We start from the raw sequence: 24,070 nt of genomic DNA, 5'->3' as shown, positions 1-24,070 counted from the left end.
CATTTGTCTCACCTATGGATTTCTCTATATTGAATAGGCGTCAATGACAGTTCCTTCTTGAACACCTTAATAAAGTATTTCACATCGTTAAATCCGACCGCCCTGCTGATTTCGATCAGATTCAGCTTCGTTCGGGCAAGCAGCGTCTGGGCTTCTTTGATTCTTTTCTTCGCGATGTAGGAGGTGAAATTGATTCCTGTTTCGTTCTTGAACAACAGGCTGAGGTAAGAGGGGGATAATTCCAAATATTCCGCCACCATGTCCAGCGACAGCGACGAATTGCCGTAATGCTGTTCGACGAAAATTTTCGCCTGCAGCGCATAATCCTTAGATTGCTTGTCCCATCTATTCAGGATAAATTCGATTAACGGATTGAAGAAGGTCGCTTTCCACCGGTACAAATCCCCCCAAGCGCTGACGGTCTTCCATTCAAGCAGCCACGAAACGTTGTCGTTCAACTCGTTATACACCCTGAAATACTTGGAGATTTCAACATAAAGCTGAAACAAGATGAACAAATGCGCTTCCAAGGTCTGGTCACGGTCCAATAATTCGTTCAACTGCTGCGTAAATAACTTCTTCTCTCCCTTCTTCAAAGCGGAAAGCAGTCTACTCTCGTCTTCGACGGTTAAATAGGCAGGAGATGGCTTCCGGTTTTCTTCCCCGCTCCCATATTTCATATCCTGGATCGCTTCTTTGTATGCCTTCTCTACGGAAAGATCGTCACTTGTGTGCACCTGGCTCATTCCGCAAGCGTAACGGTCACGCAAATTCGTAACGGTTGTCCTAGCCAGCTTAGTCAATCCCTCAGGTGTATCCCCAAATACCACATAGACGATTTGTCTTCCCATCCTGAGCGAAAAGCTGTAGCCGCTTTGTTTCATCTCGGCTTCCGGAATTTCGGTCAGGGAGAAAATAAAGCAATAATATTTTTTCGGAAAAACGATTTCGTCATCCGCAGGCTTCTCTTGGTGGGTGATGCGTTCGTACATATAGTTTTTCAAACGGATCGAGCTGACGTTTTCCTGCTCCCGCTTCTCTTTATGAATTTGGGAGACGACGCTTTCGATCGTCGATTTCAGCTCTTCCGGATCGATCGGCTTCAATATGAAATTGGAGACCCCGTATTTAATCGCTTTTTTCGCATATTCGAAATCGTTGTAGCCGGAGATAATAATCACTTTCGAATCGAAGGCGACATCCCCGGAAAGACGCTCGATCATCGAGAGACCGTCCATGACCGGCATTTTGATGTCCGTAATAATGATATCCGGTTTATTCAGCTTCATGAGGTCCAGGGCCATTTCGCCGTTCTTGGCATGGCCGATCAATTGAATGTCATATTGATGCCAAGGGAGCATTTTCTCAATGCCTTTGCTGATCCATGGTTCATCTTCGACTGTTAACAATTGCAGCACATGAATCACTTCCTTCATCGTATCGTCAAGATTGGTTTACCGGTATCTTGATCCGCACACTTAATCCACGGGGGCTGATGTTCTCGTACTGAAGGCCGTATGCTTCTCCATATGCAATTTTCAGACGATAATTTACATTATAAACCCCGATGCTGTCAGAGACTCTGGCATCGTCCGCATGTTCCGGCTTGGAATCATACGCCCTTAAGGCCTCGTTCATGCTCTGAATCTTGTCTTCAGGCATGCCTGTGCCGTTATCGTTGACACGGATCAAGATATGATCCTGCTCAAGCGTGCCTTCGATCCGGATCATCCCCTTATCCGTTACATGATTGAAAGCATGCGTGAAGCAGTTCTCCACAATGGGTTGAAGAATAAATTTGATCGTCCGATGCTCCAGAATTTGAGGGTCAATCCGCTGTTCGCATTCGATCCAGCCGTCAAAACGAATCAGCTGGACCTTCAAGTAATGATCTACGTGATCCAGTTCTTCCTTCAGAAGCACATCCTCCGCATCCTGAACCGTATTGTAACGAAACATCTTGGATAAGGAACGGGAAATCTGGGCGATTAGCGGCACCTCATGAATGATCGCAAGCGAATTGATCGTTTCCAGCGTGTTGTGAAGAAAATGAGGATTAATTTGAGATTGCAGCGCCTTGAATTTCGATTGGTTGGTCGCCATTTTCAATTGGAATTGAAGATTGATCTGCTCTTGCAATTTAAGCATAATCTTCTGAAAGCTGATGCCGATCTCCCAAATTTCGTCCTTGATGATGACAACCTGATCCGATGTGTTCTTGAATTCCCCATCATCAATCGCATTGATTTGTTTTCTCAAAGAACGAATCGGTGCGGCAACGTGTAAGGAAATGAGGACAATCGAAAACACACTGAACACCGTAGACAATAGGATCAGATACGTCATCCACTTTTTGAGGTAGGCGTTATTTTCATAAATAGCCGCCACTTCCGTTATACTGATCGAACGAAGCCCTGTAACCGGATTTTTTTGATAGATCACAAGCATTTTCCGTTTATTTTCTTTGATTGTGAAATTGCCGCTTTCGGGTGCCCTGGCGTTAACTTCACTTTCAATGGAGGAGGAACCGTTAATCCGGTCATTCGAAGTGTACAGAATCTGTCCGTTAGCGTTCATAATGAGCAAATCGCTGGGTACGTTAAAATGAAGCCCTCCGGCAAGATCTTGCACCAGACCGTCTTGGACGCTGAATAGCTTCTCCGTATCAGAGCCCCATTTTTCATAAATAACCGTCATGGAATGATCGAGCTGCTGAATCATTCTGGTCTGCGCGTCCACGGCGTTGTCGTAATACTTGATTGTCCAAAATTGATAAATGAGCAGTTCCAGCATAATTAAGGGGAAAATCGTCAAGAGGGAGTATAAGATCATATATTTGTATTTAATGCTAAAGTACAAAGAAGTTCACCCCATCTTGTCGTCCTGCGCCCGCCGAAATTAAGCGCTTTCTCGAAGGAACGGGAACATGCTTATCTGCAGCACACACGTAAAATTATACACCCCCCTATCATCAGATTCAAATCGGTTCGAACAAGTTCAACAGCCAGCGTCTTTACATAAAAAAATCCCTGATTGGCTCGAGAAGCAGCAATGCTCCTCGGGCAATCGGGATTCAACTCTACTCTTTTATTTCCGGTTATAGGATTTGTAAGGCTCGTATCGGGTATATACGTTCTCTCTCCGGGTACGGTCAACGAAGGTCGTTGCAGCCCCGGTCTTTCGGTTTACGTACAATTCGTCAAGGTCTACAACACCGGTGACGACCATGTTTACATTCGTTTCCGCTTCAGCGACAACGCCGTCAGGCGACCATGCCGTATCGCACGGGCTTAAGATCGATGCCCGGCCGAACCCGTTCGGTAGCGGCGACCCGGGTTCGCCTACGGTAGGGCAGTGAACGAAATAGACTTGGTTCTCAATGCAGCGGGCTTGGGCGCAATGGCGAACGCGCCAGAACCCGTATTCCGTGAACGTGTAGGACGGACAAAAAATAATTTCGGCTCCGTTGATGCTGTGAATTCGCGAAATTTCCGGAATTTCCGCCTCATAGCACACGGCAAGCGCAATCTTGGCCGGACCGATGTCGTACACCTGCAATTCGTCGCCCTCCGAGGTTTGCCAATTCGCTTCCGCCGGGAAAATATGTGTTTTCTTATGCTCGACATACGTGCCGTCAGGCTTGAAAATGTAGGCGATATTGTAATACTTGTCGCCTCTGCGCTCCAGGTGCGAGCCGGCGATGATCACCTGTTGTCTGTCTTTCGCCAGTCTACCGAACAAATGTTTGTAATCCTCCGTGTACTGGTCGATCTTCACCAGATCGGCTGCGGAATAGGCATCGCTGCCTTCAAAGCTGGTCAGCAGACCGACTGTGAACAATTCCGGGAAAATGACATAGTCCGACTGCGGCGGAACCTGATCCATCAGTTCAGTCACCTGCTGCTTAAAAGCATCAAAGCTCGGGGCGCGTTCAACACGGAATTGGCAGGCGGATATCGTTACTTTTCTCATCGTTATTCCTCCATGACATTACATTCTTTTGAGAAAAGTCCCCCGTATATGTGGAGGACTTGGCGCATCGTTTTTTTATTCTTCGTAATAGTTGTCGTAGATTTCTCCGAGGGTCGCGAACCAGGCACCGCGTGATTCCATATATTGAATCAATTTCTCCAGCATTTGAATCGTGTGAGCCCGGCCGATCGTTTGCGGATGCGTCGTCAGCACATAGCAGGCGCCTTCTTCCTGATCGCAAGCATAATCGTATATGGAGGCCCAACGGTCAAATATGTCTTGCGTAGGCCTTTGCCCTTCTTGTCCGCCTGTCAGGTACTCCATTTGAGGGAAATCGTCGAGGTACCAGGACACGGGGATTTCCAGCACTTTGCTCTCCGCTTGAAACACATTGGCTTTATCCGCGTTCACTTCAACCGTTCTCGGCCAGTAGGGATGCAGATCGTTACCCATCAGGCTGCTGTCATATTTAAACCCGTATTTCTCCAGAATCCCCAGCGTATTCGGACTGAAATCCCAATAAGGGGACCGGTAGCCGCGCGGTTTGACGCCTATTCTGGCAAGCGATTCAAGACCCATCTGCATCACTTTTTCTTCTTCCTCATAGCTAAGCGGCGTCGGATTCTCATGTACATAACCGTGATGAGCCACTTCATGGCCACGCGCGACCACTTCTTTGCAAATGTCGGTGAACGTATCCACGGTGTGGCCCGGAATGCACCAGGTCGTTTTGATTCCATATTTATCAAACAGTTTAAGCAATCTTGGAGCGCCCACTTCGGCTCCGAATTCGCCGCGGGACATATAGGCCGGAGATGTGCGATTGAAAGAACCGATCCAGATCGATTGTGCATCAAAGTCACAGCCGATGTTTACCGCGACTTTTTTTCCTTTGGGAAGTCTTACTTTTCCGTTTCTTTGCATAGCGTGTTCCTCCTCAATCGATTTAGGTTGTTTGGCTTGCCGCCTGCTTGCCAGGCAACCGCTTCGGGGTTTCCGACCTGACACGGATTGTTTTGGTTACGCTCTCATTTTAGCTCGGGATTAGGGTTCTGAATATTCCAACTATTTTAGCAGGGTGTAAATTTATTTGATTTCAAACTTTTTGTATACAAAAAAAAGAAGCCGTTGACGAACTAACCGGCTTCTTTCGTAACTTTATCCATGTTACTGTTAAAATTTCGCCAAGATCGTTTTATAGGCATTTCTGATGTGAAAGCTTGCCACCGTCTCCGCGAGCTCCGGGTCACCGCTTTCAATGGCCTTCACGATCATCCAATGCTCCTTCAAGTTCTCCTTCGGTCTGCCGCTGCTCGACAAAGAAGTCGACATGAGCAAACGGAGATGTATTTGCAAGGTTTGCATCATGTTCTCTAAATAGATGTTTTTCGTACCTGAGGCTATAGCCAAGTGGAATTGCGTGTTAATCTTGGAAAGTGTATAAATATCCTCTTGTTGTACGGCTTGCTCCGCTTCCTTGAGTAAATTCGTCAATGCGGCAAGAACCTCTTCATTCCGGTTTTCAGCCAGGATTCTGGCGCCAAGCCCTTCCAGGACCTCACGGATCTGATAGAGCTGCTTCAATTGATCGCCGGATATGGAAGTGACGGTCACGCCCTTGTGGGGCTCCGATTTCACCAAGCCCAGATTTTCCAACTGGCGAAACGCTTCACGGATGGGGGTTCGGCTTACGCCAAGCTTGATCGATAACGTCCGTTCCGATAAGGTTTGTCCCGGGCGAATTTCGCCAAGATGTATGGCGTTATAAATGTAATCGAAAACCTGCTCTCTTTTGATATCTTTTTCTGATGACAAGTTGAACACACCCACCTTTTTTGACACACTTCTCCTTCCCTATTATACGATAACGGCGTTATTTGTAAATGTGAAGGCCGACATGCGGCCAGTAATAGAATGCGGCAACAATCGTCACGACCATAATCAGCAGCGTGAATATGCTGCCTGAGACCAGCATATCCCTGCTGGTGTAATACCCCATAGAGAAAGTCGTCAGGCTGCCTGTCGATTGGGTCGGAAAGATGAAAGCGATGCTGCTCGAAACCAAACAGATCATCCCGAGCCATACCGGATTGTAGGGCGTACTTATCGCGAAAGATAAGGCCATGGGCATCAAGGAGGCGACCATTGCCGTGTAGTTCGTAAATCCGAACCTGATCGTCACAAAAATCAGTGTCATGGCTACAACCAGGGACAGCACGGACAGGTTGTCTAAATAAATCATGGACCAGGATGAAATCCATGCGACAAAACCGCTTGTCTCAAGCGAATTGGCCAACGTAAACCCTGCCGCAAACAAAAAAGGAATTTGCCAGTCGACTTTATGGACGACGTCCTTCCATTGAATTAACCGGAACCCCGGCAAAAACAATAAAATCATCACCAAGACGGCGGACAAGGAAATTGATAAATGATGGAGGTCCCGCGTCGCCCATAAAAGAATCAGCAATACATACAGAAATACCATCTGGTACTCTTGCTTGGAAAAAGCCCCCAGCTTTTTCTTCTGCTGTTGGAAGTATTCCCTGCCTTCTGCGACAACCGATACTTTGGCGGGAAACAGCACTAACAATAAAACCCATAATAACGCCAACACGATCATCACAATCGGAAGCATCACGATAAACCAGTGCAGGTAGCTCCAGCGGAAGCCAAGCATGGATTCAAATAAACCCGCTGCGTAAATCGATCCGCTTGCCCCCGTAAGCAGTGCAATCGTGCTGAAATAGGGGACAAAGGTTATGGCCAGCATAATGGCCGTGCTCACATTGCGGCCGCCCTGCTTCTCCATAACATGAATCGTTTCCGAAGCGATCGGAAGCAACAGCGCCAATCGGCCTACTGCGTTAGGAATGAAGAAGGTGAGCAGGAACGCTACGATAAATAAGCACAATAAGGTCCATTTCACATGGCCGCCTGCCAAGCTTAAAATCGAATACGTCAGCCTTTTGTCCAAAGATAATTTCTCTACAGCCGCTCCCATAATCAGCATGGAGATGATCAACCAAATCGTTTCGTTGCCCAGCTCGCTCGCCGCTTCTTCAAAGCTAAAAATGCCAAAAACAGCGGTTAACGCCACAGCAAGAAAACTTGTGATCGGTGCGGGGATCACCTGCGTACCCCACAGAACAATCGAAAATATCAAGATTCCTAGAGCGACCCACCCTTTGTCTCCCATAGCTTCCGGAATAGGCAGCATCGGGGCCCCTATAAGAAAAATAAATGAACAGAGCAGTAACACATTCTTCTTATTCAATACTATACCCATCGGGATCTGCCTACTTTCCAAAAAACTGTAAAAAGGAAGAGAAGCCTTGTTATCCAAGGCTTCAACTAGTCAACCTAAACGGTGGCTGTTTGGGGCGTGCAATAAGGTATCACTTCATTGATATTGGCTACGGAATCCAAATCGTAAAGCTTGGCAATGATGGCTTCCGTACTGTCGCTTCCTAAAATTCCTTTCACTACTTTTCTGAACTTATTGCAAAGAGCCTCATCCGTCATCGGGTTCTCAATGCTGCCCGTAGCATGCTCGACTTTGTACTCATAGACTTTACCGTCTACCGTCGTCAGTTTGGCTACAGCCTCGTCTTCCTCGAACGACTCGTTAACTACCGGCTTGATTTTAGTTCTGAACGCCAGCGTCTTAGGGTCCAAAACCTTGGCGTCCTGGTACTGCTCCTCGCTCGCATCCCCCTCAAGGAAAGCCATTGCTCCCGTATGGAAAATACTAAACTTGCCTTCCAATCCGGTTTTCGGTTCAGGCTTAGCCGTAAGCTCGAGCACATAAGGATTGACTGTAATTTCAATTTCCTTCACCTGGGACGGATCGCTCACCTGCTTGCCGAGTGCAATGCACGCATCGATGGCCGGGTGCAGCACAATACCGCAAGCGTATGGCTTAAATGCGTTTTTCAAGGTTTCCCATTGAGTTCCCCAGTTGATATTTACCTGCTCCAGATCATGCTCAGGAGCCGTAACGTTGGCAAAGCCTCGCTTGGCTTCCAGCACTTGCTTCGAGCTGGTAAAGCCTTTTTGAGCCAGAAGTGCGGCTAACAGTCCGTTCTCAGCTGCTTTACCCGGATGGAAAGGCTTGGTCATTGTGCCGAACATTTCGCGCAAACCAAATGCTTGTGTCCCTGCCAGACCCAGGGCGTTCAGCATTTGCTCTTCATCCAACTCCAGCAAAATACCGGCGGCGACCGCCGCTCCAAAAACACCGGCCGTACTTGTAATATGCCAGCCCAAATCGTAGTGGCTCGGGCATACGGCGTTGCTGATTCGCAATTCAGCTTCAACCCCAAGGATAAAGGCGCGCAGCACTTGTTTGCCCGAAAGGTTGAACTTCTCCGCTAAAGCAAAGCATACCGGAGCTACAGGTCCGCTCGGGTGATGGATCGTATCCAGATGCGTGTCATCATAGTCAAAAATATGCGAGCTCATTCCGTTGATCAGCGTGGATAACAGCAGGTCCGCCTTTTCCCTTCTTCCAAGAATCGAAACCTGTTCACTGGATTGAAGATCGTTCTTCAAGCTGATCAGCATTTCAACCGAAGGATGGTAGGCAGCTCCAATCGCAACGCCCATCCAATTGAGGATGCTTTTTTTGGCATGCAGGATGACTTCCTGAGGAATGTCCTCGTACTTCGTATTTAAGCAATTGTTAACCAGGTTTCTAGTAATCATAGCGAATCTCTCCTCTTTATCCTATTTCGTCTTTTTTACAATAGTTGAACGCTCTTTGATGGTGTTCATTTCTTTTATGGCGTTGGCATAAGCGGTTCGAATATGAAATTTGGCGGTAACTTCAGCCAGCTGCGGGTCCCCGCTCTCAATCGCATCCAAGATCGACCAATGCTCCCTGAGGTTTTCATAGGGTCTGCCGCTTTGCGAAAGAGAGTGCGACATCACGATATTGATATGGGACTGCAAATTCTGCAGGGTGTTAATCAAGTAAACGTTCTCGGCCCCGAGAGCGATTTCCATATGAAATTGAGCATTGATTTTGGACAGAAGGCCGATGTTCCCTTCAGCGGCGAACTTCTCCGCCTGCTCCAGCAATATTCTCAAATTTCGTAATACTTCGTTGTTCTGATTCTGAGCCAACAATCTGGCGCTAAGTCCTTCCAGAACCTCACGGATCTCATAAAGCTGTTTCACCTTTTGCTCTGAGAAAGAAATCACTCGTACTCCCCGATGAGGCTCGTACTGGATTAAGCCTTCTTTCTCCAGCCTCCGAAAAGCTTCGCGGATGGGGGTTCGGCTCACGCCCAGCCTTCCCGCCAGTTCCCGTTCGGTGAGAATTTGTTCTAAGTGGAAGTCGCCCCTCTTGATGGCTGCAAATATATATTCAAACACCCAGTCTCCCTTGGTAGCCAGTTCTTCTTCCACTTACAGTCCTGCCCCTCTATTATTGCAATTTCTCTAACCAGGTTTTGGTTAAAGTATCTTGTTTTTTAACATATTCGGTGAATTGACTATGATCCATCGTCCCATCCACCATTTGCGCATTTTTCATGTACGTTTTAAATTCTTCTGTCGCCATCGCTTTGGCGAAGGCGTCATTAATCTTGAGAAGCACTTCTTCCGGAACGCCAGCAGGTGCGAAGATCCCTCTGAACTGGGCCCAGGAAGTATCCACGTCATATCCGGCCTCTTTATAGGTTGGAACGTCCGGGAATTCAGGGAGCCGCTTCTCTGCCATGACCCCTAATACTCTCAATTTGCCGCTTCTGACATATTCGGAAACCTGCCCGGGATTTGAATTGGCCACATCGATGTGTTTACCCAGCAGTACGGTAACCGCTTCACCCGTACTTTCATAAGCTACCCAGCTGGCTTTGACACCGGCCTTCTCGGCAAAGATGTTCCAGGCGATATTGTGACCTGAGCCGATCGAGCCGTAACCTCCGACATTGAGCTTCTTTTGCTTCATGGCTTCAACAAGATCGTTCAATGTTTTGTAAGGGCTGTCTGCATGAACCACGATCACGTAAGGATCGATTTGAACCCCTGCCACGTACGAGAACGATTCCAATTTAAATTGTTTTTTCAAGTTGCTGTTCCACATACCGATTTGGGTAGGCGTTAACGCTCCAAGCGTATATCCGTCCGGCTTGGCTTTAGCCAGGTCGGCCAATTGTTCGGCCCCGCTGCCGGCTGGTTTATTTTCGATCAACACTTGTTGACCTAGAAATTTCTCCGCCGATTTAGCCAATTCGCGAGCCATAGCGTCTGTAGGACCGCCCGCTTTCGTATGAACCAAAATCGTGATCGGCTTCGTAGGGAAGTTAACCGCTTGTTTACTGCTTTGTTTATCGCCTTGGACTTGCTTCGTCGCTGCCGATGAGCCACAGCCTGTCAACAGTGTCGCACCAAGTAAAGAAACCAAAGCAAGGGAAACGGCTTTTTTACTGATCATTTCGTTTCACTCCTTCTCATGTATTTGTATACCACCTGAGGCCAATTATGGGGCGATTAATCGCTTACAGTCAAGTTAATAATTCGTCATTTTATCAACTAAATACAAATATTACTCTTAATATCTAACTGTATCTTTAATTCTTGTGTATATTCATTTTTTTGAAAAAAATCGCATAACGGTATACCAACTTGTTTTTGACATTAGATGTAGCCTGTGCGGGAATCCCCCCGTGATCCTCTTCCGCTTTCCAATACACAGCCAACTGGTATACCTAATTCGCCAGATTGAGACTATTTAAATTTTATCGAAATCAGTAGTAATTTAAAGATATTTAGAGTTAAATGCTAATTTTCAAGTAAATTTGATTCATTTATTGTTTGACTCATCTCAACCGAGTGACCCATAATTAGCGTTGTTTGGTATACCGCCTATTCAAAAACACTCCATACGTGAGGAGGATTACCCTAAACATCTGTGAGTTTATTTTCTTGGAAGCGTTTTAATCAGATTTTTCCAAAATAATGAAAGCGGATTCTTCTATTGTTTTTAACTTGATATAACAGGAGGCTCGAGACAGAGTGAGTAAAACATTTGACCGATATGCAAGTCTCGCTTTTCTGGTGTTGGGTACCGGATTTGTACACCAGAGCCTGAATATGGCCTCGAACACCGAGGATAGCCCCGTAGGACCGAATACATTGCCGTTGGGACTTGGCTCGATTCTTATCCTATTAAGCTTACGCTTGCTATACGAAACCTTTAAGGTAAAACATGCCGATGAGCCAAAGATATCCTTGGATTACAAACGTTTTGCGATTATTTTAATTGCAGCCATTTTATATGCCTTCTTGCTTGAAACGCTCGGTTATGTGATCTGTACGTTTATTTTTCTGCTGGTTGGCTTCCAAACGATGTCGAAAGGCAAATGGATACCTTCTCTTGTCATAGCTTTGGCTTTCTCATTTGGGGTTTATTATTTGTATGTGGACTTGATGAACGGTTCTTTGCCCGGGCTTCCCGAATGGTTAGGCTTCGAGTAATTTCAAACGAGGGGTAATGAAATGGACACTTTACAATTTTTGATGCATGGTTTTGCCATCGCGTTACAATGGCATAATATTCTGTTTGCCTTTGCCGGCGTTCTTATTGGTACGATGGTCGGCGTTCTTCCAGGCATCGGTCCGATTAGCGGGGTAGCCCTGCTGATTCCGGTGACCGCTTCGTTGACCGGGGGACTGAGACCCGAAGAAGCGGCGGCCAGCTCCATTATCTTATTGGCAGGCGTTTACTATGGGGCGATGTACGGGGGTTCAACGACTTCGATTCTGCTCAATACGCCAGGTGAATCCTCATCCGTAGCAACTGTGCTCGACGGATATCCTATGGCCAAGCAAGGAAGAGCGGGAGCCGCTTTGTCGATTTCGGCGATCGGATCTTTTGTAGCCGGGATCATTTCACTCATTGGTTTGGTCATCCTGGCTGAGCCGCTCTCTAATCTTGCCTTAAAGCTCGGGCCTGCCGAGCATTTTTCCTTAATGATTCTAGGGCTATCCGCTCTTAGCGGTCTGGCCGGCAAATCCGTCACGAAGGCGCTGATCATGACGACCTTGGGACTATTGCTCGCTACGATCGGAATGGATACGATATCCGGCGTAGCCCGGTTCACGTTCGACCTGCCTGAGCTTTTTCAAGGGTTCGAATTCTTGACGGTTGCCGTGGGCGTGTTCGCCCTAGGGGAAGTATTCAAAACGATCCTGGAGAGAGAAAGCAACAATGGCGAAATTGCCAGAATCAACCGGATTTTTCCGACCAAGCAGGATTTGAAGGATAGCGTAGGCCCCATCCTCCGCGGTTCGTTCTTAGGCTTCTTTAAAGGCATCGTGCCTGGATCAGGCGCCACCTTAGCTTCGTTTCTTTCCTATCTTTTAGAGAAAAAGATCAGCAAGAACCCGGAAAAGTTCGGTAAAGGCGCCATCGAAGGCGTAGCCGGACCCGAATCGGCTAATAACGCGGCTTCCGGCGGTGCGATGATTCCCTTACTAACATTAGGGATTCCGGGTACGGGAACTACGGCGGTTCTGATGGGCGCGCTTATTATGTATAACGTTCAGCCGGGTCCGTTATTATTCTCCGAGCATCCGACGATCGCTTGGGGACTCATTGCCAGTATGTTTATCGGCAACTTGATGCTACTAATTTTGAATATGCCGCTCGTTAAGGTGTTCGCCAAGATTATTGAAACGCCGCCCAAATATTTGATCCCGATGATTGTGGCTATTTCGTTCTTTGGCGTATACGCGGTTCAGCTTGCGACGTTCGATCTGTTCGTCTTGATCGGTTTCGGGATATTCGGCTATTTCATGACCAAACAAGACTACCCGATGGCCCCTCTCGTTCTTGGTCTGGTCTTGGGGCCGATGATTGAAAATAATTTGCGCAGAGCTCTGACCATCTCCAATGGCGATTACAGCGTGTTTGTAACAAGACCTGCATCCTTGATTTTCCTTCTCATCGCCCTTCTTTGGGTGGCCGTTCCGGTTATCTTGAAGATGAAGGGTAAAAAAGTAATCGTGAATGAAGCTGCATAACCTAGCTGGGACGGTTCCCCAAGGTCTGAGACCTTGGGGAGACCGTCCCTTTTGTTATAAAGCAAAGCTTGCCTGTTATACAGCGCACGCTAACAGCGCGTTTGCGCGCGCGTCGTGCAGGTGCCAAAACGGTTAGTGAGGCAAGCAAGTGGGAAAATATTCTACGTTACTTCTTCTTTTTTCCATAGACGCCCCAATTCCTGCTCCTATCGCAATCCCAACTCCCATGCCTAGAGCAAGGTTATCCAAAAGCAACCCGAACGCTGATCCCAATGCGACTCCTAAAGCAATCTCTAAAGCCCCGAAATTACCTTTGAGTCTATTCTTCTTATCCACTACAATATGAATTAACAAAAGTGGAGGGATCAAAGATGCAGCGCAAGAGTTACAGCATAGAATTTAAACAGCAGCTCATCCAAGAAGCCTTAGAAGCAGGCAACGCAAGCCAAGTTGCAAGACGACATGGAATCGACGGGAAAATGCTATCCCGCTGGATTCGTCAATCGAAGCAGACAGGCTGGAAAAACGCATCACCAGAATCCAAAAAAGTTGCAGCCTACACCCCATCACCCAAAGAGTTTCAAGCGTTAGAGCATGAAAACGACAAATTGAAAAAGCTGTTGGGCGAGAAGGATTTGGAGATTGCGATTCTTCGTGATCTCGTAAAAAAGGTGAACCCCGCCTATCGGACAAAATAGAGATCGCCGACAAGTGGATTGCGCGGGGGTATAAAGCTGCAATGGTGCTGCGAATCGTCGGCGTCAGTGAAGCGACGTACTATTACCGGAAGAAGCATTTCAAGCAAGAGCGAGTGTATAACGGCGGAAGACCAATTCCCGGCTTTTCCTTGGATCATAAGCAGCATCCCGTCAGCGATGAGCAGATCAAGGAATGGCTGATGGAACTTATTTCCGGGGAAGAAGCCACATACGGTTATCGTAAACTAACCCTATGTCTGAAACGACAGTATGGGCTGATCATTAATAAGAAAAAAGTATACCGACTGTGTCAGGAACTGGGCATCCTGCAGCCACAACGCCGGAAGCGAATCCAATATCCCCGAAAGCTGGCGAACAATCGTGAGATCCGCGCTTCGAATCAGCTTTGGGAGATGGACGTCAAATAAGGCTGCATTGCAGCACAGCAGCGTTTCTTATTCTTGCTCAGCCTGATTGACGTCTACGACCGATCGATTATCGACTACCACATGGGCCTCTCTTGCGAAGGGAAGCATGCCGCGCAGATCCTGCAGAGGGCACTATGGAAACGACGCTTGGGGAGAATATTCGAATGGTCAAACGAATGGTCCAATGGGGCTCTTCTTTATAGCCACATCGAGGACAGGAGTATATATAACCTTGCACGTCGCTATAAGTTGTAAAATTATACTGACATTCAGGACACTTATTTGAAAACATCTTTTTTATCCATAGCAGCATATTAAATCGCCTTTTTCCAACTAGTTTACTTTGTTTTAATTATACTGCTTTTTTGGTATTTGGTATAGTGGCTCGCTATGTAGTTAAAACCAACGCATAGATTTTTATTTGGGAACATATTGACATTATAAAAACAAAAGATTATCATGTACACATACCCCTACGGGTATATATTTTTTAACTATTATATACCCATTGGGGTATGAAGAGGGGATTTTAAAGTCGGGTTAAAGGGAAAAACAAAAACAGTACATTAGGAGGAAACGAACCATGGGAGCACGAACACTGCAGGCCATGACGGCAAAAGAAGTAACTCAAATGTTGCTGAACAATGAGGAGCTTTTTATTTTAGATGTGCGTAACACGGATGATTTTGATAACTGGAAAATTGAAGGTGATAAAATCGAAGTCGTGAATGTTCCTTATTTCGATTTACTTGACGGGGTTGATCCTGCACTGGATAAAATTCCTGATGGAAAGAAGATTTTGGTCGTTTGCGCAAAAGAGGGTTCTTCCAAATTTGTAGGAGAGCAAATCGTTGAAGCAGGCAGAAATAATGTTTATTACCTAGAAGGCGGAATGAAGTCGTGGAGTGAGTATCTTGAGCCGATTAAAGTCGGGGATCTGAAAGACGGGGGGGAGCTGTATCAATTTGTGCGGATCGGCAAAGGCTGCTTGTCTTATATGGTCATCTCCGGCGGAGAAGCGGCGACTGTAGATACACTGCGCATGACAAACGTATTTGAGCAGTTCGCTAAAGATAAAGGCGCGGTCATTAAGCACACGATCGATACTCACTTACATGCCGACCACATCTCCGGCGGTAAATTGCTGGCGGACAAGACGAATGCGAAATATTGGTTGCCGCCTAAGGATGCAACAGAAGTTGTATTCGAGTACACGCCATTGGAAGACGATAACGCGATTACCGTCGGAAATACGCAAATCAAAATTCAACCGATTTATTCTCCAGGCCACACAATCGGCAGTACGTCGCTAATCGTTGATGATCAGTATTTGTTAAGTGGAGACATCTTGTTTGTACAATCCATCGGACGCCCTGACCTTGCAGGCAAAGCGGAAGATTGGGTCGGAGATTTGCGAACGAGCTTGTATAAAACATACAAGAGCCTGTCTGAGGACTTAATTGTATTGCCGGCACATTTCGGCCAGCATACAGAGCTTGGAGAAGGCGGTAAAGTTGCTGCGCGTTTAGGTGATCTGTATACCTCCAATCCGGGACTGAATATTGAAAGCGAAGAAGTGTTTCGTTCTGCGGTGACGGATAACTTACCGCCGCATCCCAATTCTTATCAGGAAATCCGGCAAACGAATATGGGTAGAGTGAAGCCTACGGAAGAGGAGCAGCGCGAAATGGAGATGGGACCAAATCGCTGTGCTATTCATGATAAATAAGACTATGATCTACGGGTGGAAAGCCCCTTCATAGTGTTCAGTAATCGCACTCTGAATATGCACCATTGACAACCCACTATTATTTTATTATCATCTGTATATACCTATACGGGTATTGGTTTATTTCGACCATCGAGTGTTGAGAGGAGAACAAATTTTTTTTGAGCAAAAATATACCCCCTATAGTATATAACGGCGGTACTCAATACAACTAATACGGGTGTAAGGGGGAAGCTATGGAATTAGATATTGGATGGCTTCTTATCCTATTTGGCGTCGGTTTTACAGGTTCCTTCATATCTGGGATGGTCGGCATCGGAGGCTCCATTATCAAATATCCGATGCTGCTGTATATACCTCCGATGATGGGATTTGTAGCTTTTACCGCTCAGGAAGTGTCCGCGGTAAGCGCGATTCAAGTGTTTTTTGCTACACTCGCGGGTATGTTCGCATATCGCAAAGGCAGTTTGATCAATAAAAAACTGGTTCTTTACATGGGAGTACCCATCGTAATTGGCAGCTTTATCGGGGGGTCTAAATTTCTCCCGGATTCCGCAATTAATCTGACGTACGCGGTGATGGCCTTGATCGCAGCGGTCATGATGTTCCTCCCGAAAAGAGGCGTCGAGCGTGAAGATTATTCCGGCATTACCTTTAATAAGGTCATCGCATCCGTGACTGCGGCGATTGTCGGGGTATTATCAGGTATCGTAGGAGCCGCAGGCGCTTTTATTACCGTCCCGATTATGCTCGTCATTTTAAAAATTCCGACGCGGGTTGCCATTGCATCATCACTTGCGATTACCTTTATTTCTTCAATCGGTTCTACAGTCGGAAAAATGATGGGTGGACATATGCTTCTCATCCCATCCATTGTGATGGTTGTGGCCAGCATCCTGGGATCGCCGGTTGGAGCCAAAGTTGGCAAGAGAATGAACGTGAAAGTGCTGCAATGGATACTTGCCACTCTTGTTACAGCTACGGTGATTAAAATTTGGTACGACATTTTGGCATAAAGAGGAGGACTCGTTCATGGCAGGAAAATACTCGAAAGACATGCTTCCAAGCGAGGTGAAGGAGCGGCTCGCCAAGGGAGAAACGCTGAGCATCCTGGACGTACGTGAGCTGGATGAATGGGAATCCGGTCATATTCCGGGAGCAAAGCACATTCCTTTGGGATCTTTAAGTGAGCGGCATAAGGAACTCGATCCGAAGCAAGAGACGATTGTCGTATGTCGAAGCGGAAACCGAAGCGGGCTCGCATGCGAGCATCTTGAAGCCTTAGGCTACAAAATGGTGAATATGCCGGGCGGAATGAATCAATGGGACGGAGAAATGAAGTACGGGAAATAAGAAATTTAGGAGGTAACGGATATGGCGGCAGTAATTCAAACGAATCGAGTGTTAGAGTGTGAAGGATTAGCGTGCCCATTGCCTGTAGTAAAAACCAAAAAAACGATTGAGGACATGAATTCCGGCGAAGTCGTTGAAGTGCGCGCCACAGATAAAGGATCTGTTGCCGACCTTCGAAGCTGGGCAAAGCGGACGGGGCACCAGTATTTAGGTTTGCGGGAAGAGTCTGGCGTGTTCCGCCATTTTATTCGAAAATCGTCGGAGAATGAGACGAAACCAGAAGTGAAGTATCCCCACACCGTAAGCAATGAAGAACTCAGCAAAAAATTAGAATCAGGGGAAAAAATAAAGGTGCTGGATGTGCGTGAACCTGCGGAATATGTGTTTCAGCGAATCCCAGGGGCCATTTCCGTACCGCTCGGCGAACTTGAGCAAAAAATTGCCGGCCTGAATCCGGACGAAGAATACTATGTCGTATGCAGAACGGGAACCCGGAGCGACATGGCGTGTCAAACGCTGGCCGAACGAGGCTTCTCAAAGGTGAAGAATGTAGTTCCCGGCATGTCGGGCTGGGATGGTCGCACCGAGCAAGATTAACGATATGAAAAACATTAACCTTTAGGAGGAAAATAACATGGCAAACAAGAGAGTGGCGATTATCGCATCATCTGCAGGACTCGAAACCGCATATAAGGTGTTGAACATCGCAACGGCGGCAGCGGCTTTGGATGCGGAAGTGGGTATCTTCTTCACCTTTGAAGGACTATCCATCATTCATAAAGACTCGGAGAAAATGCTGCAATTGAAACCGGAAAACGCGGGCTTAGCCGAAGGTTTCCAAAAAGCAAACGTGCCATCGGTAGCTCAATTGCTTGAAATAGCGAAGGATTCCGGAGTACGCATGATCGCCTGCCAAATGACGGTTGATGTGATGGGACTGGACAAAGAACACTTTATTGATGGAATTGAGCTCGGCGGAGCGGCAGCATATCTTGATTTCGCCTTCGACGCACAAGTTACATTGAATTTCTAAAAAAATTTAAATATCAGGGGAGAGGTTATATGATGGCGGATATTGTTATTGATGCGAAAGGGCTTGCTTGCCCAATGCCGATTGTGAAGGCAAAAAAAGGGATTGACTCGATTCAATCCGGACAAGTGATGGAACTTCAAACAACAGATAAAGGTTCTATGAATGATTTTCAAGCTTGGGTAAACCAAACGAAACATGAATTAATTGAAGCAAAAGAAGAAAATGGAGTATTTACGTTCTTGGTGAAAAAGGGTTAAAGGTTACGCTGGAGTACGGGGCGGTGGCGCCGGCCACCGCTTAACCTTTTCAGGAAAAAGGAGAGACCCGTTATGTTTATCTGGATGATCATTCTTGCTGCTATATTTCTATCTCAACTTCGAAATCAGTGGCCTGTGAAAGGTCTTCAGTATATAAGCGCAATAGAACTACGTAAAATGAAAAATTCAACTACGTTAAAAATCATTGACGTGCGTGACGCTTCCGATTTTTATGAAGATCATTGCACGGATGCGATTAACATTTATGTCGGGAGATTGCCGTTCGTCTGGAGCAATCATATTCGTGAAGGAGATACGATCGTCCTGCTCGGCACGGACCATAGATCAATTAATAAATCCGCTAGAATTTTGAATAAGAAAGCGGGTATTAAGAGCATTTATGCTGCTTTCTATCAGAATATAAATGATCCGAAAATTAACAAAAGAATAATATGCAGTTAAAAGAAAGGTTGAGCTTTCATGGCAGAGAGAGAAAAATCAACGATTGTATTATTTAGCGGGGAGTTGGACAAAGCGATAGCGGCGTTTATTATTGCGAATGGAGCCGCGGCATATGATCATGATGTGACGATTTTCTTTACATTTTGGGGTTTAAATACGCTTCGTAAAGAAGAGCTGGTACCGGTCAAGAAAGGGTTTTTGGAGAAGATGTTCGGCGGTATGATGCCGCGCGGCGCAAATAAGCTAGGTCTATCCAGGATGAACTTTGCAGGAATGGGTCCTAAGATGATCAAGCATGTCATGAAGAAGCATAACGCCTTGACTTTACCGCAGCTTATCGAGTTGGCACAGGAGCAAGGAGTTAAGCTTGTTGCATGTACAATGACAATGGACTTGCTAGGTTTACAGAAGGAAGAGTTAATCGACGATATCGAGTATGCAGGTGTTGCAGCTTATCTGGGGGATGCAGCCGAAGCTAAAGTGAATTTATTTATTTAATAGCAGCCCCCAGGTCTGGGTATCATCTACCTGTACACGTAAAGGGGGAATAACAATGGTTTATGATGATGATATAAAACGGCGTTTACGCAGGGTCGAGGGACAAATTCGCGGTGTTCTGAACATGATAGAAGCAGGAAAGGACTGTAAAGAAGTCGTCAGTCAACTTTCAGCTGTACGCAGTGCGGTAGATAAAGCGATGGCGATTATTGTCGCCGTTAATCTTGAACAATGTATCCGGGAAGAAAATGAAGCAGGAAACGATACAAAGAAAGTTGTTCATGAGGCTGTCGAGTTACTAATTAAAAGCAGGTAGGTGATGACGTATGGATTACGCTCTCTATGTACTGTTAGCCGTATTCGTTGTATGGATGTTTTACAAGCAATTCACCCCTGTAAAAGGTTTGCGGAATTTACAGCTCCGGGAATTTAAGGAGGAGTACAAGGGTAATAAATTGATCGACGTAAGAGAGAGCCGTGAATACACTAGAGGGTATATCCCAGGAGCCGTAAATATACCTCTGAGTCAGCTGAAACAAAGGCTCGGGGAGATTCCCAAAGATAAACCAGTCTATTTGTATTGCCAAAGCGGTATGCGGAGTAAACAGGCTGGCAAAATACTCAGCAATAACGGCTACGGTCAAATCGCCCATCTAACGGGCGGCATCATGGCCTGGGATGGTCCAACGAAAAAGTAAAGTAATGGTTTCTGCTAAAGGAGAGGAAAGCTAAGTAAAATTCCTTACTGGAGGCTTTCGATGGTTCACTATACGGTGGAAACGAAACTTAACGTTCATGATGCGGTAAACACGTTGGAAAAGGTTCTGAAATCAGAACAGTTCGGGGTCCTTTGGCAGTTTGATATTCGAACGTATCTGAATGAACTGATGACAGTAAACCTAAAACAAATGTGTAATCGGATAATAAACAAAATCATTAATAATTTAGAAAAGGTTTTTTTCAGCAATTATGAACTTTTATGATTGATGGCAGTATCCGGAATGAGGGATGAAGCTAAAATAAAATAGGCAGCTTCGATGGTTCACTTTTACGGACCAGGGGAGCTGCCTTACTTTCCGTTAGTCGATCTGAAGCTTGTAGAGCATGGTCGTATCCTGCTCATTGGAGCTGCGGCTATCGGATTGATACCAAATGATGCTGTCTCCGCTAACCAACGGATCGATATGGCCCGGTGACGGTACGCCTTGCAGGGCTGACGGCCGGTAAAGCTGCTTGCCAGACCCATCGACTACGGCATAGAAGAGACCTTCGTTGTTCCCGGATTCCTTCCACAGCAGGACGAATTTATCGTCGTTAAGCTTGACCAGATGCGTCTCCTCGATGTCGACCCCGGAATCGACGGCATGATCGGTCAGCCAGACGACGTTGACTTCCTTGGCATCCTTGGCCCCCTTCGGGACAACGCCAAGATACACATTCTTCGTCTTGGAGGCGCCGTACTGCTCCGTAAGGGAGACGCTGGAGCCTGCTACCAGATAGTTGTCTTTGGCTACCTCAAGACCGCCCACATGCGCACCTGTGTAGTTATCGCCGATCTTTCCGGGGAACTTGAGGATGTCAAGTTCAGAGACAATGCGATCCCGCTGCTCGACTTGGAGCACGACCGAGCGCGGATAGGCGTCCCCATGGTCGGCATATATGATCTTGTCGCCATCGAAGCGAACATAAGCCGCAAACGAGTGGCTTACGTGATTCCGCGGCCATTCAGCACCTTTGTACAGCAGAGTCATGCTCTTCATATCAGCCAAGAACGTAATGTTCGATTGGTGGCGGAGCCCGTCCTTCGGTGTCAGGTAACGCTGCCGTGTGGAGTAAACAGCCAGCTTCCCGTTATGACTATCCATCGTCACATTGCCTGCATGGAACGGATCGGTGACATACACATCGCTGATGTCTATTTGGCCGGCTTTCGTCCAAGAATCGTCGTATTTTACAATGAAATAGACGGTCTTCGTTGGCGATTCTTCCATATTTGGCTGTCCGTACACGACATAGTAGCAGCCGTCTTCCCCAAGATGAATGCCGCCTAATAGGGGCAGCTCTTTGGAAATCATCTTCTCTTCAATCTTATCGAAGGCCGGTGTAAATTCCTGCACGCGAAGTCCTTTGTCCCCCATGTCCTCGACCAGCACCACGCGATTCTTCTTATGGAGTAAGAACCTCTTGGCCGTAGAAAAATAATTTCCGTATTTATAGTCGTCAGTTCCGAGTGTCTTCGTCTGGACCGCTTGTGCGGTGACCTCAGCTTGAAGAGGCTTGTAAATCATAATGGCTTTGTTCTTCGGTTGCCACACCACCGCACTTCCCAGCTGCTCGGAAACGAAGCGTGTCGGAATGAGAACCCGTCCGTCCTTCATACGAGCGGGTACATCTAGCTCCACGGTTCGCCCGTTCACCGATGCATCGGGACGGTCAACCTGCAGCACAATCGTCTTCCCTTGCAGCTTTACCGTCACAGTACGGCTGTCACCGTCCCACGCAATGTCCGCACCTAGCGCTTCCAGCAGCGCTCTCATCGGAATGAGGGAGAAGCCGTTCTCCGTCTGTACTGGAACATCGGTTGCGAGAAATTGATTGTTCACACAAGCGAAGATCGTCTCTTTTGGGTCAGGCATATTGGAGTAGTCGAATTTCGTATACGTGCCGTCTTGATTCAGAGCACCGCTGGGGCGCGGCTTCCTTGCTTTTGAAATCTCGGTCTGGCAGTTGTCGGCGGCGGCTGCCGACGCAGAACTGCCCGGATATACGGTAAGCGGCAGCATTGCGATGCACAGCATCGCAGTAAAAATTTTGTAAATAGTCTTGATCACGGGAACCCTCCTGTTTCATGGTTTTTCATATAGTACCGTATACCCATGTCATTCGACAGGTAATGTCGTTTCCCTTCTGTGAGCTCGACATGAATTTCAGCTCGTCTATTATGGAAGCGATAGGGGGGAATCTTTGTTTAGGAAATGACGAAGGAAGGCGTTTCGTAGCTGCTGGTTCCTTAACAATGATCGACTTGAGTATGTAAATACACTAACGGAGAGCTGAGGGAATAAAAAATTGGAAGAGCTTAATGAAATTCGAATATGGTAAAATGAACAGAGATAAGATATCATTTAAAAGAAATACTAAAATAGTTTTGGGTACATTGGTCGATTAACTTAATAAATGTCAATAATAAAAAATGTACTAGAAAAACATTTCTGATTTTCTCTTCTTGTGCTATCCTACATAATAAACAACTTTTTGAGGTGAATTTATGCAATCTTCTACTGTAGTGCCAACAACATATTCAAGAACAAATCCATTTCAAGCGAAAGTTCTCAAAAATGTAAATTTAAATGGAGCAGGTTCTAATAAAGAAACGAGGCATCTCGAGCTATCGTTAAAAGGATCTGACCTCTCATATGTCCCAGGTGATTGCCTTGGTATTATCCCTGAGAATGATCCGGAACTAGTGGCTTCCCTTCTTGAGGAAATGAAATGGGATGCAGAACTGTCTGTTTCAGTTAATAAGCAAGGGGATACACTTCCCTTAAAAGAAGCGTTAGCAAGACACTTTGAAATTACGTTATTGACGAAAAAAATTATCCAGCAGGCAGCGGAATTATCAGAAAATGAAGAGCTACAAAAGCTGGTATCCGATGAAAATCTAAATCAACTGAAAGAATATATCGACGGACGTGATTTGCTCGATTTGTTACGAGATTTTGGTCCATGGAAAGCTTCTGCCCAAGAGATTGTCTCTTTATTAAGAAAAATGCCGCCACGGCTATATTCAATTGCTAGCAGCATTACCGCTAATCCTGAGGAAGTGCATCTAACCATCGGTGCTGTGCGCTACACAGCTCACGGACGGAAGCGCAAAGGAGTTTGTTCTGTTTTATGTGCTGAACGTCTTCAAGAGGGAGATACGCTTCCAGTATTTATTCAACAAAACAAACACTTTAATCTACCAGAGTCCCCAGATAAAGATATTATTATGGTTGGTCCTGGGACAGGTATTGCACCATTCCGTTCGTTTATCCAGGAACGTGCAGTGAATGCAGCATCAGGTAGATCATGGCTATTTTTTGGAGATCAGCATTCAGCATCGGATTTCCTGTATCAAAACGAGCTGAAAAAATATCAAAAAGATGGGGTATTGACAAGATTAGAGGTTGCGTTCTCCCGTGATTCGGCGGAAAAAGTATATGTACAGCATAAAATGCTTGAAAACAGTAAGGAATTGTTTGAGTGGCTAAATAATGGAGCATACTTCTACGTTTGTGGAGATAAGCAATATATGGCGAAAGACGTCCACAATGCTCTAATTAGCGTTATTGAAAAAGAAGGTTCGATGACCCGTGAAGCAGCCGAAGCGTATTTAAATGATATGCAAGAGCAAGGGCGTTACCAACGTGATGTGTATTAAAATGAATATTAGTGAGCAGCACTAAAAAAGAGTGACTTTATTTCGCAATTAGCGGTCATAAAGAAACAGGCCATCCTTCTTTAAACTGTACCCCTTGTAAAGGACATTTTAAAAAAGCCTAGGCTGATTGAAGAAGATGATCTCTGTATTGAACAGGGGTCATCTTTTTTAAATTCCATTGGTATCA

The 24,070-nt window shown here is 46.2% G+C and carries 26 protein-coding genes; 15 read left to right on the top strand and 11 right to left on the bottom strand.

Annotated elements, in window-relative coordinates; genetic code table 11:
• Positions 1-8: 8 nt before the first annotated feature.
• The 9 genes from FKP33_RS14975 to FKP33_RS14935 all read right to left on the bottom strand — a co-directional run bounded on the left by FKP33_RS14975 (position 9) and on the right by FKP33_RS14935 (position 10,411).
• Positions 9-1,418, bottom strand: coding sequence for a response regulator transcription factor (locus FKP33_RS14975; protein WP_181410158.1), 1,410 nt, complete (start codon positions 1,416-1,418; stop codon positions 9-11).
• A gap of 25 nt (positions 1,419-1,443) precedes the next feature.
• Positions 1,444-2,859 (bottom strand): sensor histidine kinase, encoded by a 1,416-nt coding sequence (locus tag FKP33_RS14970; RefSeq protein WP_127604832.1) that lies wholly within the window; start codon positions 2,857-2,859, stop codon positions 1,444-1,446.
• Positions 2,860-3,087: 228 nt separating this feature from the next.
• Positions 3,088-3,972 (bottom strand): nitrilase-related carbon-nitrogen hydrolase, encoded by an 885-nt coding sequence (locus FKP33_RS14965; RefSeq protein WP_141335605.1) that lies wholly within the window; start codon positions 3,970-3,972, stop codon positions 3,088-3,090.
• A 75-nt stretch (positions 3,973-4,047) separates the two neighbouring features.
• Positions 4,048-4,896, bottom strand: coding sequence for a polysaccharide deacetylase family protein (locus FKP33_RS14960; RefSeq protein ID WP_127604834.1), 849 nt, complete (start codon positions 4,894-4,896; stop codon positions 4,048-4,050).
• Between the two features lie 249 nt (positions 4,897-5,145).
• A complete protein-coding gene (locus FKP33_RS14955) occupies positions 5,146-5,787 on the bottom strand; it encodes a GntR family transcriptional regulator (RefSeq protein ID WP_155614603.1) in 642 nt (213 codons plus the stop codon).
• A gap of 58 nt (positions 5,788-5,845) precedes the next feature.
• Positions 5,846-7,258, bottom strand: coding sequence for an SLC13 family permease (locus FKP33_RS14950; protein WP_127604838.1), 1,413 nt, complete (start codon positions 7,256-7,258; stop codon positions 5,846-5,848).
• 74 nt (positions 7,259-7,332) lie between these two features.
• Positions 7,333-8,676, bottom strand: a complete 1,344-nt coding sequence (locus FKP33_RS14945) for an MmgE/PrpD family protein (RefSeq protein ID WP_141335604.1) — start codon at positions 8,674-8,676, stop codon at positions 7,333-7,335.
• Between the two features lie 21 nt (positions 8,677-8,697).
• Positions 8,698-9,381, bottom strand: coding sequence for a GntR family transcriptional regulator (locus FKP33_RS14940; protein ID WP_127604842.1), 684 nt, complete (start codon positions 9,379-9,381; stop codon positions 8,698-8,700).
• A 19-nt stretch (positions 9,382-9,400) separates the two neighbouring features.
• On the bottom strand, positions 9,401-10,411 hold the full coding sequence (locus tag FKP33_RS14935; protein WP_127604844.1) for a tripartite tricarboxylate transporter substrate binding protein: 1,011 nt from the start codon (positions 10,409-10,411) through the stop codon (positions 9,401-9,403).
• Between the two features lie 581 nt (positions 10,412-10,992).
• Here FKP33_RS14935 and FKP33_RS14930 point away from each other — a divergent pair.
• Together FKP33_RS14930 and FKP33_RS14925 are read left to right on the top strand one after the other, a co-directional pair.
• Complete coding sequence (locus FKP33_RS14930) at positions 10,993-11,454, top strand: tripartite tricarboxylate transporter TctB family protein (protein ID WP_127604846.1); 462 nt, start codon at positions 10,993-10,995, stop codon at positions 11,452-11,454.
• Between the two features lie 21 nt (positions 11,455-11,475).
• Complete coding sequence (locus FKP33_RS14925; RefSeq protein ID WP_127604848.1) at positions 11,476-13,002, top strand: tripartite tricarboxylate transporter permease; 1,527 nt, start codon at positions 11,476-11,478, stop codon at positions 13,000-13,002.
• Between the two features lie 132 nt (positions 13,003-13,134).
• Here FKP33_RS14925 and FKP33_RS29030 read toward each other — a convergent pair whose 3' ends face one another.
• A complete protein-coding gene (locus FKP33_RS29030; protein WP_483874539.1) occupies positions 13,135-13,338 on the bottom strand; it encodes a glycine zipper domain-containing protein in 204 nt (67 codons plus the stop codon).
• Positions 13,339-13,373: 35 nt separating this feature from the next.
• Between FKP33_RS29030 and FKP33_RS14915 the strand changes: the two genes are divergently transcribed.
• From FKP33_RS14915 to FKP33_RS14860, 12 genes are all read left to right on the top strand, one after another.
• The gene (locus FKP33_RS14915; RefSeq protein ID WP_141335602.1) at positions 13,374-13,700 is read left to right on the top strand and encodes a transposase; all 327 of its coding nucleotides are present in this window, start codon (positions 13,374-13,376) and stop codon (positions 13,698-13,700) included.
• Positions 13,701-13,741: 41 nt separating this feature from the next.
• Positions 13,742-14,128, top strand: a complete 387-nt coding sequence (locus tag FKP33_RS14910; RefSeq protein WP_141335601.1) for an IS3 family transposase — start codon at positions 13,742-13,744, stop codon at positions 14,126-14,128.
• Positions 14,129-14,711: 583 nt separating this feature from the next.
• Positions 14,712-15,857, top strand: a complete 1,146-nt coding sequence (locus FKP33_RS14905) for an MBL fold metallo-hydrolase (RefSeq protein WP_141335600.1) — start codon at positions 14,712-14,714, stop codon at positions 15,855-15,857.
• A gap of 236 nt (positions 15,858-16,093) precedes the next feature.
• A complete protein-coding gene (locus tag FKP33_RS14900; RefSeq protein ID WP_141335599.1) occupies positions 16,094-16,873 on the top strand; it encodes a sulfite exporter TauE/SafE family protein in 780 nt (259 codons plus the stop codon).
• 16 nt (positions 16,874-16,889) lie between these two features.
• Positions 16,890-17,210, top strand: coding sequence for a rhodanese-like domain-containing protein (locus tag FKP33_RS14895; protein ID WP_141335598.1), 321 nt, complete (start codon positions 16,890-16,892; stop codon positions 17,208-17,210).
• 21 nt (positions 17,211-17,231) lie between these two features.
• Entirely contained in the window at positions 17,232-17,807 is a 576-nt protein-coding gene (locus tag FKP33_RS14890) for a sulfurtransferase TusA family protein (RefSeq protein WP_141335597.1), read from the top strand.
• 37 nt (positions 17,808-17,844) lie between these two features.
• On the top strand, positions 17,845-18,243 hold the full coding sequence (locus tag FKP33_RS14885) for a DsrE/DsrF/DrsH-like family protein (RefSeq protein ID WP_127609570.1): 399 nt from the start codon (positions 17,845-17,847) through the stop codon (positions 18,241-18,243).
• Positions 18,244-18,275: 32 nt separating this feature from the next.
• Positions 18,276-18,500: a sulfurtransferase TusA family protein gene (locus FKP33_RS14880; RefSeq protein ID WP_127609612.1), complete on the top strand. Its 225-nt coding sequence runs from the start codon at positions 18,276-18,278 to the stop codon at positions 18,498-18,500.
• Between the two features lie 72 nt (positions 18,501-18,572).
• A complete protein-coding gene (locus tag FKP33_RS14875; RefSeq protein WP_127609568.1) occupies positions 18,573-18,962 on the top strand; it encodes a rhodanese-like domain-containing protein in 390 nt (129 codons plus the stop codon).
• An 18-nt stretch (positions 18,963-18,980) separates the two neighbouring features.
• On the top strand, positions 18,981-19,460 hold the full coding sequence (locus FKP33_RS14870) for a DsrE/DsrF/DrsH-like family protein (RefSeq protein WP_141335596.1): 480 nt from the start codon (positions 18,981-18,983) through the stop codon (positions 19,458-19,460).
• 55 nt (positions 19,461-19,515) lie between these two features.
• Positions 19,516-19,776, top strand: coding sequence for a metal-sensitive transcriptional regulator (locus FKP33_RS14865; RefSeq protein ID WP_155615840.1), 261 nt, complete (start codon positions 19,516-19,518; stop codon positions 19,774-19,776).
• Positions 19,777-19,786: 10 nt separating this feature from the next.
• Positions 19,787-20,158 (top strand): rhodanese-like domain-containing protein, encoded by a 372-nt coding sequence (locus FKP33_RS14860; RefSeq protein ID WP_127609564.1) that lies wholly within the window; start codon positions 19,787-19,789, stop codon positions 20,156-20,158.
• A gap of 381 nt (positions 20,159-20,539) precedes the next feature.
• Here FKP33_RS14860 and FKP33_RS14855 read toward each other — a convergent pair whose 3' ends face one another.
• On the bottom strand, positions 20,540-22,291 hold the full coding sequence (locus tag FKP33_RS14855; protein WP_141335595.1) for a copper amine oxidase N-terminal domain-containing protein: 1,752 nt from the start codon (positions 22,289-22,291) through the stop codon (positions 20,540-20,542).
• Positions 22,292-22,728: 437 nt separating this feature from the next.
• Here FKP33_RS14855 and FKP33_RS14850 point away from each other — a divergent pair, with 437 nt between their 5' ends.
• Positions 22,729-23,883 carry a sulfite reductase subunit alpha gene (locus tag FKP33_RS14850; RefSeq protein WP_141335594.1) on the top strand — a complete coding sequence of 385 codons (1,155 nt, stop codon included), beginning with the start codon at positions 22,729-22,731 and terminating at the stop codon, positions 23,881-23,883.
• Positions 23,884-24,070 lie beyond the last annotated feature (187 nt).

Source organism: Paenibacillus sp. tmac-D7, assembly GCF_006519665.1.
GTDB classification, from domain to species: Bacteria; Bacillota; Bacilli; order Paenibacillales; family NBRC-103111; genus Paenibacillus_G; species Paenibacillus_G validus.
This window is presented reverse-complemented; position numbering and strand designations above follow the sequence as displayed.